Genomic DNA, 12,802 nt, shown 5'->3' on the forward strand with positions numbered 1-12,802 from the left:
CAAGTGGGGCTGTTCGCCGACGGCGTGGCCGTGGCGCAGATCGGCCAGCACACCTTCGACATCTGCAAGGATTACGTCGATGAGGTGATCACGGTCAGCACCGACGAAATCTGCGCGGCGATCAAGGACATCTACGACGACACCCGCTCGATCACCGAGCCCGCAGGCGCGCTGGGCGTTGCCGGGATCAAGCGCTACACCGAGCAGTACGGTGTCAGCGGCCAGACCTTCGTCGCCATCGACTCCGGCGCCAACGTCAACTTCGACCGCCTGCGCCACGTCGCCGAGCGCGCTGAACTGGGCGAAGGACGCGAAGCGATCATTGCCGTGACCATCCCCGAGCAACCGGGCAGTTTCAAGGCGTTCTGCGAAGCCGTCGGCAAGCGCCAGATCACCGAATTCAACTACCGCTACCACACCGACCGCGAAGCACATATCTTCGTCGGTGTGCAGACGCACCCCGAGAACGACCCGCGCAAAGCCTTGATCGCCAGCCTGACCGCTCAAGGCTTCCCGGTGCTGGACCTGACCGACAACGAACTGGCCAAGCTGCACCTGCGGCACATGGTCGGCGGGCATTCGGAGCGGGTCAGCGATGAAGTGGTCTTGCGCTTCGAATTCCCCGAGCGGCCGGGGGCACTGTTCAACTTCCTCAACAAGCTGGGCGGCAAGTGGAACATCTCGATGTTCCACTACCGCAACCATGGGGCAGCGGACGGGCGTGTGGTCGCCGGGCTGGTGGTGCCGGAGGATGAAAGGCATCTGGTGCCGAAGGCGCTGGCGGAGATTGGTTACCCGTACTGGGACGAGACGAACAACCCGGCGTACAAGTTGTTTCTCGGCTGACACGAGTCCGCTTCCCGTGTAGGAGCGCGCTTGCCCGCGAATGCGGTGGGTCTGTGAACACATCCATGACTGACACACCGCATTCGCTGCCGTCGTAACCTCCGACGTCTCCCACAGGGACCGGGCAAGACCCAAGGCCCCTGGCAGTCGCAAGACTTGTGACTGCCGCAGAACTAGTGGTTGCCTCAAATGTATGGCTGGCGCAAAACCTGTGGGAGCTGCTGGAGGTTACGACAGTGGCGAATGCGGTGGGTCTGTGAATACATCCATGGCTGACACACCGCATTCGCGAGCAAGCTCACTCCTACAGGTTTAGCGTTCACACGCGACACGGGGTGAACTTACAGCACATTCGCGGGCAAGCGCGCTCCTACGCCTTCGGCAGAAGCGGATAACGCTGACGCAACTTCCCGGCCACGACTACGCTCAAAGCACGGCTTCTCGATAAGGATCAAACCGGCATGGAACACTTCGCTGCACTGAAAATTCTGCACACGGTCACCACCGCGTTGTTGTTCATTTGCGGGCTGGCGCTTACGGTCTGGATCGTTCGCGGGCGCAGGGCGGGGGATCTGACGGTGCAGAATCGCGCCATGCAGCGGCCGTGGGTGTTTGTCTGGCTGTTGATGGGGCTGTGTTTATTGACGTTACCCATCAGCGGATGGTGGCTGGTGCATTACGCGGGGTGGTCGTTGGGGCAGACCTGGCTGCTGGCCGCGAGCATTCTTTATACCTTCGGCGCCTTGAGCTGGGCCTGGCTTGCGGTGAGGGTCAATCGGCTGCGTCGGCCGGTGATCGTAGGCAATCCGAAGTTCACCCTCGCGCTGGCGATCTTCAGTGCGGTCTGCTTTATCGCCATTGCCGGCTTGATGGGGGCCAAGCCGGTCTAGGCGCTGCGAATCAATCTCGCAGAGAAATCACCGGCCAGTCGCGACGGGTGGCTTCTGCACGCAGTTTGTCGTCCGGATCGACCGCTACCGGGTGGGCGACTTGCTCCAGCAGGGGCAGGTCGTTCATCGAGTCGCTGTAAAAATAACTGTCTTCCAGGTCAAAGCCGTTTTCTTCGATCCAGCGATTCAGGCGAGTGACCTTGCCTTCGCGGAAGCAGGGCACGTCGGTGGTACGGCCGGTGTAGCGACCCTCGACGATCTCGCATTCGGTGGCCAGCAGCGTATCGATGCCCAGGCGGGCAACGACAGGGGCGGTCACGAAGCGGTTTGTCGCAGTGATCACCACCAGCTTGTCGCCTGCGGCGCGGTGTTTCTCGATCAGCGCCAGTGCTTTGGGCAGGATCAGAGGCTCGATGCAGTCGCGCATGAAGTCCCGGTGCCATTCTTCGAGCTGGGCCATCTCGGTGCGGCCGAGAATTTCCAGGCTGAAGTTCAAGTAATCGGTCAGGTTCAGGGTGCCGGCCAGGTAGTCCTGATAGAAAGCATCGTTACGCGCTTTATAGGCGGCACCGTCAAGGATGCCGCGTTCGCACAGGTAATCGCCCCAGGCGTGATCGCTGTCACCGCCGAGAAGGGTGTTGTCGAGGTCGAATAAAGCCAGGCGCATGCGGTTACTCGCTGAAATGGCTGAAAAAAGAGCACAAGAATACGAGGTTTCATCAAGAGATCGCATCTATTAATGCAGTTGTCACGATAAGCTGTCGACGCCTCGTTGCTGCCTTCACGATCTTTGTGGAACAATGCGGCGACATGCGTTTGCGAGGTTGTAGCCGTGATCGACCCCGATGGTTTCCGCCCTAATGTCGGGATAATTCTGACAAATGATGCTGGCCAGGTCTTATGGGCTCGCCGTATCAACCAAGATGCCTGGCAGTTTCCGCAAGGGGGAATCAACCCTCAGGAGACGCCGGAAGACGCGCTCTACCGTGAATTGAATGAAGAAGTCGGGCTGGAACGGCATGATGTTGAAATTCTTGCCTGCACCCGGGGTTGGTTGCGCTATCGTCTGCCGCAACGTTTGGTTCGTACGCACAGCCAGCCGCTGTGCATCGGCCAGAAGCAAAAATGGTTTCTCCTGCGCCTGATCTCCAACGAGCAGCGGGTGCGGATGGATTTGACCGGTAAACCGGAGTTCGATGGTTGGCGCTGGGTCAGCTATTGGTATCCGTTGGGCCAGGTGGTGACATTCAAGCGCGAGGTGTATCGACGCGCACTCAAAGAGCTTGCCCCGCGCCTGTTGGCGCGCGACTGACACGGAGTTCGACCCCGAGCCATGCTCAATACGCTGCGCAAGATCGTCCAGGAAGTTAACTCCGCCAAGGATCTCAAGGCGGCGTTGGGGATTATTGTGTTACGCGTCAAAGAGGCCATGAGCAGCCAGGTCTGCTCGGTCTATTTGCTCGACCCCGAAAGCAATCGTTTCGTGTTGATGGCCACAGAGGGCTTGAACAAGCGCTCTATCGGCAAGGTCAGCATGGCCCCCAACGAGGGGCTCGTCGGCCTGGTCGGTACGCGTGAAGAGCCGCTGAACCTGGAGAACGCCGCCGATCACCCGCGTTATCGCTACTTTGCCGAAACCGGCGAAGAGCGTTATGCCTCTTTCCTCGGTGCGCCGATCATTCACCATCGCCGCGTCGTCGGCGTTCTGGTCATTCAGCAAAAAGAGCGTCGTCAGTTCGACGAGGGCGAAGAAGCCTTCCTCGTGACCATGAGCGCCCAGCTCGCCGGCGTTATCGCCCACGCTGAAGCCACCGGCTCCATTCGCGGGTTAGGGCGCCAGGGCAAAGGCATTCAGGAAGCCAAGTTCGTCGGCGTGCCGGGGTCGCCCGGTGCGGCGGTCGGTACGGCGTTGGTCATGCTCCCGCCGGCCGATCTTGAAGTGGTGCCGGACAAGACCGTCACCGACATCGATGCCGAGCTTAAGCTCTTTCAGAACGCCCTTGAGGGCGTTCGTAGCGATATGCGTACCCTTTCGGCGAAGTTGGCTACACAGTTGCGTCCGGAAGAGCGCGCGTTGTTCGACGTCTACCTGATGATGCTCGACGATGCCTCGCTGGGCAGCGAAGTCACCAACGTCATCAAGACCGGGCAGTGGGCGCAGGGCGCGCTGCGTTCGGTGGTCAACGAGCACGTCAAACGTTTCGAGCTGATGGACGACGCCTACCTGCGCGAGCGTGCATCGGATGTCAAAGACTTGGGGCGTCGTCTGCTTGCCTACTTGCAAGAGGCGCGTCAGCAAGCGTTGGTCTACCCGGACAACACCATTCTGGTCAGTGAAGAGCTTTCGCCCGCGATGCTGGGCGAGGTGCCGGAAGGCAAGCTGGTCGGTCTGATTTCCGTGTTGGGTTCGGGTAACTCCCACGTCGCGATTCTGGCCCGGGCCATGGGCATTCCCACCGTCATGGGTGTGGTCGACCTGCCTTATTCGAAGGTCGATGGGATCGAGCTGATCGTCGACGGCTACCACGGCGAGGTCTACACCAACCCCAGTGAAGTGCTGCGCAAGCAGTACTCGGTGGTGGTCGAGGAAGAGCGTCAGCTGTCCCAGGGCCTCGACGCGTTGCGCGAGTTGCCGTGCGTCACGCTGGACGGTCACCGCATGCCATTGTGGGTCAACACCGGCCTGTTGGCCGACGTGGCGCGTGCCCAACAACGCGGCGCTGAAGGGGTCGGTCTGTACCGCACCGAAGTCCCGTTCATGATCAACCAGCGGTTCCCGAGCGAGAAGGAACAACTGGCGATTTACCGCGAACAACTGGCCGCATTTCATCCATTGCCCGTGACCATGCGTACGCTGGACATCGGCGGTGACAAGGCGCTGTCTTACTTCCCAATCAAGGAAGACAACCCGTTTCTGGGCTGGCGCGGCATTCGCGTCACCCTCGATCACCCGGAAATCTTCCTGGTACAAACCCGCGCCATGCTCAAGGCCAGCGAAGGCTTGAACAACCTGCGGATTCTGCTGCCGATGATTTCCGGCACGCACGAAACCGAAGAAGCGCTGCACCTGATTCACCGGGCCTGGGGCGAGGTGCGTGACGAAGGCACCGACGTGCCGATGCCGCCGGTGGGCGTGATGATCGAAGTCCCTGCCGCGGTCTATCAGACCCGCGAGCTGGCGCGTCAGGTGGATTTCCTGTCGGTTGGCTCCAACGACTTGACTCAATACCTGCTGGCGGTCGACCGGAATAACCCTCGTGTGGCCGATCTGTACGACTACTTGCACCCGGCGGTGCTGCAAGCGCTGCAAAATGTCGTGCGCGACGCGCATGCCGAGGGCAAGCCGGTCAGTATCTGCGGCGAAATGGCAGGTGATCCGGCGGCGGCCGTGCTGCTGATGGCGATGGGCTTCGACAGCCTGTCGATGAACGCCACCAACTTGCCGAAAGTGAAATGGATGCTGCGCCAGATTAACCTGAGCAAGGCCAGGGAGCTGTTGGCCCAGTTGATGAAAAACGACAATCCGCAAGTCATCAGCAGCTCGTTGCAACTGGCGCTGAGAAATCTCGGGCTGTCGCGGATGATCAATCCTTCGTCAGTAAAAGGGCATTGACCTCAAATCTCCAACTCAACCTCACCCAATCTCCCGCCATACGGCCCGAAACTGCGCTCGATCAACCGTCGGCTACCGTCCGCGTTGACGATCAAGACGGTGCTCGCCCGCGTTCCGTAGTTGGGGCTGGCGATGAACACGCTGGACAGCAGCCTTTCGGTCGCCGGGCCCACGCCGGTGCTGGGCAGTTCTGCCTCAGCGGCTGTTCGAGGATCGGCCAGAAACCGGAACAATGCTTCAGGCTGCGGGTCATCCAGATGTTCGGACAGCGCGGCTTTGGCTTTCGTCAGCTTCGGCCAAGGGGTGTCGAGTCCGGCATTGGAGACGCCATACACCCCGGCCTGCAGGCGACGTGGAGCGGGATCGGCGGCATTGAGAAAATGCAGCTCCTCACGATTACCCACCAGTAAATTGAAGCCTCCGTACTCGGCCGAACGCCCGGCGACCTCCCTCAGGTATTCGTCAATCGACAATGAGCCGCTCAAAAAGTGTGCAACCAGCTCGCCACGGGAGCGCCGTCCCAAGGGCTTTCCCGGATCGCGAATGTTGGTCAGCGCCGCGAAGCGTCCGTCCGAGCTGACGCCCAGCCAGGTGCCGCCGGCCTCCAGATCGCGTCCGGCGTAGACGTGTGGCGTCTCTTCCCATTGCGCAAGCGGCAGGGTCGGACGGGCGTAGAACTCATCGCGGTTGGCCGCCAGGATCAGCGGTTGTGAGTGGGCAGGGCGCCAGGCGAAGACAATCAGACACATAGGGGCCTCCTTTTTTCGCCACTCTACGCACAGATCCGGTGGACATCCATCGCGCGCTGCTAGAGCTCAATTGCCGCGTCCGGTAACATGCCGCACTGGTTTTCGGAGGCACCCATGGAATTTCTGCTCTATCTGGCCCTGGGCGCCTGCGCCGGCGTGCTGGCTGGTCTGTTCGGTGTGGGTGGTGGCATCATCATTGTCCCGGTGCTGGTGTTCAGCTTCACGCTGCAAGGTTTCGACGCGTCCATCCTGACGCATCTGGCCGTAGGCACCTCGCTGGCCACCATCGTCTTTACCTCGATCCAGTCGGTGCGCGCGCATCATCGCCTGGGGGCTGTGCAGTGGCGGGTGTTTGCCTGGATGACGGTGGGGATTCTTGTTGGTGCAGGGCTTGGCTCGCTGACCGCCAGCTACATTGCAGGGCCTAATTTGCAGAAAATCATCGGTGTATTCGCCATTCTGGTGGCGATCCAGATGGCGCTGGACTTCAAACCCAAGGCCAGTCGGGGCGTGCCCGGCAAACCGGGTCTGAGCGCAGCAGGCGTGGTGATCGGGTGGGCGTCGGCGATTTTCGGCATTGGCGGCGGTTCGCTCACGGTGCCCTTTCTCACCTGGCGCAGTCTGACCATGCAACAAGCCGTGGCGACGTCTTCGGCCTGTGGGTTTCCCATCGCGGTGGCCAGTGCCATAAGTTTCATGATTCTTGGGTGGCACGACCCGCTCTTGCCACCGCATAGTCTGGGTTTCGTGTACCTGCCCGCATTGATTGGCATTGCCGTGACCAGCATGTTCTTCGCCCGGTTCGGCGCGAGGCTGGCGCACAAGCTGTCACCCAGGGTGCTGAAACGACTGTTCGCGCTGTTGCTGGTAGTGGTCGGTACAAGTTTTCTGATTTGATCTGTCGCTCCCCGAGCGTCCCATTTTTAAGGAGTCGCAATGCTGCCTTACCCGCAGATTGACCCGGTAGCCGTGGCCATCGGTCCGCTGCAAATTCACTGGTACGGCCTGATGTATCTGGTCGGTATCGGCAGTGCCTGGTTTCTGGCGTCACGCCGTCTGAATCGGTTTGACCCGACGTGGACCAAGGAAAAACTCTCGGACATGATCTTCTGGGTCGCGATGGGCGTGATTGTCGGAGGACGGCTGGGCTACGTGCTGTTCTACGACCTACCGAACTACATCGCCAATCCGCTGCTGATCTTCGAGGTCTGGAAGGGCGGTATGGCGTTCCACGGTGGATTCATCGGTGTGATGATCGCGACCTATTGGTTCGGCAAGCGCAACGGCAAATCATTCTTCCAACTGATGGACTTCATTGCGCCGATGGTCCCGATCGGTCTGGGCGCCGGACGCATCGGTAACTTCATCAATGGCGAGTTGTGGGGCAAACCGACCGACCTGCCCTGGGCCATGGTCTTCCCGCCGTACAGCGATCCTGCACAACTGCCGCGTCATCCGTCGCAGCTTTATCAGTTCGCGCTGGAAGGTGTGGCATTGTTCGTCATTCTTTATTTCTTCTCGCGCAAGCCGCGCCCGACGATGGCCGTGTCCGGCATGTTCGCGCTGTTCTACGGGATCTTCCGTTTCGTCGTGGAATTCGTTCGTGTACCGGATGCCCAGTTGGGTTACCTGGCCTGGGGCTGGGTCACCATGGGGCAGATCCTCAGCTTGCCGATGATCATTGGCGGTCTGGTGCTGCTCTGGCTGGCATACCACCGCGCGCCAGCTGCCAACAAGGCAGCCGTTTGATTTGAATGGCCGGACCTGCAGGTCCGGCGGATTCACCGATACAGAGGGCCTTTGGGCATGAAGCAATACCTTGAACTGTTACAGGACGTCATCGACAACGGGACGCGTAAAGGCGACCGCACCGGCACTGGCACCACCGCTGTGTTCGGTCGTCAGATTCGCCACAACCTGGCCAATGGTTTCCCGCTGCTGACGACCAAGAAGCTGCACTTCAAGAGCATCGCCAACGAGCTCATCTGGATGCTCAGTGGCAACACCAACACCAAATGGCTCAATGAAAACGGCGTGACCATCTGGGACGAGTGGGCGACTGAAGAGGGCGATCTGGGCCCGGTCTACGGTGCGCAGTGGACTGGCTGGCCGACCAAGGACGGCGGCAAGATCAACCAGATCGACTACATGGTCGACTGCCTGAAAAACAACCCGAACAGCCGTCGTATCCTCTTCCATGGCTGGAACACCGAGTACCTGCCGGACGAAAAACTTTCGCCGCAGGAGAACGTCAAGGCCGGGCGTCAGGCGCTGGCGGTGTGTCACCTGCTGTACCAGGCGTTTGTCGCCGAAGGCAAGCTGTCCATGCAGTTGTACATCCGCAGCTCCGATGTATTCCTCGGCCTGCCGTACAACATTGCCGCACTGGCGCTGCTGACCCACATGCTGGCCCAGCAATGTGACCTGATCCCGCACGAGATCATTGTCAGCCTGGGGGACACCCATGCCTATTCGAACCACGAAGAGCAGATTGCGACCCAACTGACCCGCACGCCGAAAAAGCTGCCGCAGTTGAAAATCAACCGTCGCCCGGAAAGCATCTACGACTACCGTTTCGAAGATTTCGAAATCGTGGGCTACGACGCAGACCCCAGCATCAAGGCGCCTGTGGCTGTTTGAGCCGAATGCGCTCCGGCCCCTCGTAACCTCGGATTGCTCCTACAGGAATCACGTAATGCCGTTGGTGCTGCCCGGCACAAGCCTGTGGGAGCTACAAGAGGTTACGACGCTGGCGAATGCGGTCTATCACCCGCCAGAGGTGTGTTGACTGTACCGCCGTATTCGCGGCCCTCATAACCTCGGACTGCTCCCACAGGGATTGCGGCGTTTTGATGCTTTGCGGATAAAACCGCACAAACCTTCTATGTTCTAACCGGTACGAACTTTGATTTGTTGGATGTATATAGGGGCTTGGAAGTTGGTATTGTTGCAGTTATGTAATAACTGTTTTGCAAGGCGGTAAACAAAATTGACTTGATAGATATTTTCAATCTCTCAATCGAAACTTGTGAGTTTAAATCTCTTGAATGTTTGTTCTATAGTCGGGGTCTACCCATAAGTCTTTAGCCTGACACGCGTTTGGAAATAGCTATCCATGACCACGACGAACTTCAGCACTGACACCTTCTCCGACCACACCTCCGGTCTTTACCGGACCGCCGCACGAATACTTAACGAGGCCGGTATTCAGATTAATGGATCGGCACCGTGGGATATCCGCTTCAACGGACCAGGGGTAATCGAAAGGGCGTTTGCGCAAGGGAATCTTGGACTGGGCGAGGCCTATATGGACGGCCATTGGGACAGCGAGCATCTGGATGAGTTTTTCCATCGGTTGCTCAAGACCGGCATGACCGATGAAGTGAAACCCGTGCGCCTGGTGTTGTATGCACTGATGGCGAAGTTCATGAACCGTCAGAACATCAAACGCTCCAAAACGGTTGGCGAAGTGCATTATGACCTCGGCAACGAATTTTATTCGACCATGCTCGACTCGCGAATGACCTATACCTGTGGGTATTGGGAGAACGCGAGTAATCTGGAAGAAGCGCAGGCGGCCAAGCTGGACCTGATATGCCGCAAACTTCAGCTCAAGCCGGGCATGCGGGTATTGGACATCGGTTGTGGTTGGGGCAGCTTCATGAGTTATGCCGCCGAACACTACGGTGTTGAAGCGGTAGGTGTGAGCATTTCCAAAGAGCAGATTGCCTGGGCCAAGGAGCGCTACAAGGACCTGCCACTGGAGTTCCGCTTTCAGGACTATCGCGAACTGGACGAGCAGTTCGATGCCATTGCCAGCGTCGGCATGTTCGAGCACGTGGGCCGCAAGAACCACCGTGAATACATGGAACTGGCCCACCGCTGTTTGAAACCGGGTGGCTTGTTTCTGTTGCACACCATCGGCAAGAACCAGCGCAACTCTTATCCCGACCCATGGATCGACAAGTACATATTCCCCAACGGCGACCTGCCTTCAATAGGTCAGATGGGCGATGCCATGGACGGGTTGTTTGTCGTCGAGGATTTGCACAACTTTGGTGCCGATTACGACAAGACACTCATGGCCTGGCACGAGAACTTCATGAAAGCCTGGCCGCAGTTCGAGGCGCAATTGGGCGAGCGCTTCTTCCGCATGTGGCGCTATTACCTGCTGTCCTGCGCCGGCGCATTCCGTGCCCGGGACATCCAGCTCTGGCAGTGGGTCCTGTCCAAAGGCGGCGTGCCGCATGGATACCACCGCAACCAGATTTGAACCTCTCTGACTGTCGGAGCGCGCTTGCCCGCGATGAACGATGACGAGTTCTGCCTGAGGAACCGCGTTGTTCTTTTTCGCGGGCAAGCGCGCTCCTACATTGCGACGGCAGTGATCACTGCACGCTATCGATCAATAACTAACCGATTGAATTCCTCTATTTACCCAGTGCGGACTCACAATGAGCTAATGCGCCGGGTTTTCCTTATCGTTCTCTCCATCGAACAGACAAAGGTCGGCTTCAGCAGAGGTCGCCCGGACAGTGACCCCTGTGGAGACATGCGCATGAGCAACAAACTGACGACCGCATTCGGCGCCCCCGTCGTCGATAACCAGAACATTCAAACCGCAGGTCCCAATGGCCCCGCTTTGCTGCAGGATGTCTGGTTTCTGGAAAAGCTGGCTCACTTCGACCGCGAAGTGATCCCGGAGCGCCGCATGCACGCCAAAGGCTCGGGCGCGTTCGGCACGTTCACGGTGACCCACGACATCACCCGGTACACCCGTGCGAAACTCTTCTCCCAGGTCGGCAAGCAGACCGAAATGTTCGCCCGTTTCTCTACCGTTGCCGGTGAGCGTGGTGCGGCTGACGCCGAACGCGACATCCGCGGTTTCGCCCTGAAGTTCTACACCGAAGAAGGCAACTGGGACCTGGTCGGCAACAACACACCCGTGTTCTTCCTGCGCGATCCGCTGAAATTCCCGGACCTGAACCACGCCGTCAAACGCGATCCGCGTACCGGCATGCGCAGTGCCGAGAATAACTGGGACTTCTGGACTCAACTGCCTGAGTCGTTCCACCAGGTCACGGTGGTCATGAGCGAGCGCGGTATTCCACGCAGCTACCGTGAGATGCACGGCTTCGGCAGCCACACCTACAGTTTCCTGAACGCGCAGCATGAACGCTTCTGGGTGAAGTTCCACTTCGTTTCGCAGCAAGGCATCGCCAACCTCAGCGACGCCGAAGCGCAGGAACTCGTGGGTCGTGACCGCGAGTCACACCACCGGGACCTGTACGAGAACATTGAGAAGGGCAATTTCCCGCGCTGGAAACTGTTCGTGCAGATCATGCCGGAGAAGGAAGCAGGCGCGTACCACATCAACCCGTTTGACCTGACCAAGGTCTGGCCGAAGGCTGACTACCCGCTGATCGAAGTGGGTGTGTTCGAACTCAACCGCAACCCGGAAAACAACTTTGCCGATGTCGAACAGGCCGCGTTCGCGCCTTCCAGCGTGGTGCCCGGCATCAGCTTCTCGCCAGACAAGATGCTGCAAGGCCGGTTGTTCTCCTACGGTGATGCCCAGCGCTATCGCTTGACCGTCAACTTCCACCAGATCCCGGTGAACGCGCCACGGGCTGCGCTGCACGTGAACAGCTACCACCGCGACGGCGTGATGCGGATCGACGGCAACCGTGGCGGCATGACCTCCTACGAGCCCAATACCAAGGGCGCGTTCGTGGAACAACCTGATTTCAGGGAACCGCCGCTGTCCATCGAGGGCGCGGCCGGCCACTGGAACCACCGTGTGGATGACGACTACTTCTCGCAGGCGGGCAACCTGTTCCGCAACATGAGCCCGACGGAGAAACAGTCCTTGTTCGACAACACCGCACGTGCGCTGCGCGGTGTATCGGCTCCGATCATCCAGTTGCACATCAAACACTGCACCCTGGCGGATGCGGCGTACGGTGCGGGCGTGACCGAGGCGGTCGAGCGCATTCACCACGGTTGATCACCGTTAAAACAACGCCCCCGACCTGACACACAGGTTGGGGGCGTTTTTGTGTCCGCACGTTGACACGGTCAGTGTAGGAGCGCGCTTGCCCGCGATGGGGAGTATCAGTGACGAATATGTCGATTGTCAGACCCCTATCGCGGGCAAGCGCGCTCCTACAATGGATCGCATTGATCAATGCCCGTGACTGCGGCCCACATGGGAATGCTCAACCTCGGGTGTGACCACGCTGCCGCTCACTTCCAGCCGATCCAGAATCCCGCAATGATCCGGCGCACCTTCGCTGCAACGCTGGCGCAGATCCACCAATTGTTCCTGTAACGCCTGCAAACTGGCGATGCGTGCACTGACGTGCTGGATGTGTTCGTCGATCAGTGCGTTCACGTTCTCGCACTGATCTTGCGGGCTGTCGCGCAAGGTCAGCAGGCTGCGGATTTCATCGAGGGTCATGTCCAGGCTGCGACAGTTGCGAATGAACGTCAGACGTTCGACGTGTTCTTGTGTGTACAGCCGATAATTGCCCTCGCTGCGCGCAGGCTCTGCCAGCAGTCCCTCGCGCTCGTAATAGCGGATGGTTTCCACCGGGCAGTCGGTGAGTTTGGCCAACTCGCCGATCTTGAAGGACGCATTCATGGTCATCGGTCTCAAAGGATGTCTTGACCCTATAGTGGCTACAGGGTGTTCACTTGGCAAC

12 protein-coding genes are annotated in these 12,802 nt (G+C 59.2%); 9 read left to right on the plus strand and 3 right to left on the minus strand.

Annotation, left to right across the window (positions count from 1 at the left end; translation table 11 throughout):
• Positions 1-846, plus strand: an 846-nt coding sequence (ilvA, locus tag BMY73_RS21660; RefSeq protein WP_092409642.1) for a threonine ammonia-lyase, biosynthetic, incomplete at its 5' end; no start/stop codon positions are given.
• 461 nt (positions 847-1,307) lie between these two features.
• On the plus strand, positions 1,308-1,736 hold the full coding sequence (locus BMY73_RS21665) for a DUF2269 family protein (RefSeq protein WP_062379344.1): 429 nt from the start codon (positions 1,308-1,310) through the stop codon (positions 1,734-1,736).
• A gap of 10 nt (positions 1,737-1,746) precedes the next feature.
• Here BMY73_RS21665 and BMY73_RS21670 read toward each other — a convergent pair whose 3' ends face one another.
• Positions 1,747-2,403: a histidinol-phosphatase gene (locus tag BMY73_RS21670; protein ID WP_092409644.1), complete on the minus strand. Its 657-nt coding sequence runs from the start codon at positions 2,401-2,403 to the stop codon at positions 1,747-1,749.
• 165 nt (positions 2,404-2,568) lie between these two features.
• On the opposite strand from BMY73_RS21670, the gene BMY73_RS21675 reads away from it, so the two are divergent.
• On the plus strand, positions 2,569-3,048 hold the full coding sequence (locus tag BMY73_RS21675) for an RNA pyrophosphohydrolase (protein ID WP_062379340.1): 480 nt from the start codon (positions 2,569-2,571) through the stop codon (positions 3,046-3,048).
• 21 nt (positions 3,049-3,069) lie between these two features.
• Complete coding sequence (gene ptsP / locus BMY73_RS21680) at positions 3,070-5,349, plus strand: phosphoenolpyruvate--protein phosphotransferase (protein ID WP_062379338.1); 2,280 nt, start codon at positions 3,070-3,072, stop codon at positions 5,347-5,349.
• Positions 5,350-5,351: 2 nt separating this feature from the next.
• Here ptsP and BMY73_RS21685 read toward each other — a convergent pair whose 3' ends face one another.
• The gene (locus BMY73_RS21685) at positions 5,352-6,098 is read right to left on the minus strand and encodes an NRDE family protein (protein ID WP_092409646.1); all 747 of its coding nucleotides are present in this window, start codon (positions 6,096-6,098) and stop codon (positions 5,352-5,354) included.
• A gap of 114 nt (positions 6,099-6,212) precedes the next feature.
• Here BMY73_RS21685 and BMY73_RS21690 point away from each other — a divergent pair, with 114 nt between their 5' ends.
• The 5 genes from BMY73_RS21690 (at position 6,213) to BMY73_RS21710 (ending at position 12,105) form a co-directional block, all read left to right on the plus strand.
• A complete protein-coding gene (locus BMY73_RS21690) occupies positions 6,213-6,995 on the plus strand; it encodes a sulfite exporter TauE/SafE family protein (RefSeq protein WP_062379335.1) in 783 nt (260 codons plus the stop codon).
• Between the two features lie 39 nt (positions 6,996-7,034).
• Entirely contained in the window at positions 7,035-7,847 is an 813-nt protein-coding gene (gene lgt / locus BMY73_RS21695) for a prolipoprotein diacylglyceryl transferase (RefSeq protein WP_062379333.1), read from the plus strand.
• A 57-nt stretch (positions 7,848-7,904) separates the two neighbouring features.
• Positions 7,905-8,738, plus strand: a complete 834-nt coding sequence (locus BMY73_RS21700) for a thymidylate synthase (RefSeq protein ID WP_092409648.1) — start codon at positions 7,905-7,907, stop codon at positions 8,736-8,738.
• A gap of 475 nt (positions 8,739-9,213) precedes the next feature.
• Positions 9,214-10,371: a cyclopropane fatty acyl phospholipid synthase gene (gene cfa / locus BMY73_RS21705; RefSeq protein WP_092409651.1), complete on the plus strand. Its 1,158-nt coding sequence runs from the start codon at positions 9,214-9,216 to the stop codon at positions 10,369-10,371.
• Between the two features lie 279 nt (positions 10,372-10,650).
• Positions 10,651-12,105 carry a catalase gene (locus BMY73_RS21710; protein WP_062379329.1) on the plus strand — a complete coding sequence of 485 codons (1,455 nt, stop codon included), beginning with the start codon at positions 10,651-10,653 and terminating at the stop codon, positions 12,103-12,105.
• A 177-nt stretch (positions 12,106-12,282) separates the two neighbouring features.
• Here the strand turns inward: BMY73_RS21710 and cadR are convergent, their stop codons facing one another.
• Positions 12,283-12,741 carry a Cd(II)/Pb(II)-responsive transcriptional regulator gene (gene cadR / locus BMY73_RS21715; RefSeq protein ID WP_062379327.1) on the minus strand — a complete coding sequence of 153 codons (459 nt, stop codon included), beginning with the start codon at positions 12,739-12,741 and terminating at the stop codon, positions 12,283-12,285.
• Positions 12,742-12,802 lie beyond the last annotated feature (61 nt).

It is taken from the genome of Pseudomonas sp. NFACC02 (assembly GCF_900110765.1).
In the GTDB taxonomy this organism is placed as follows: domain Bacteria; phylum Pseudomonadota; class Gammaproteobacteria; order Pseudomonadales; family Pseudomonadaceae; genus Aquipseudomonas.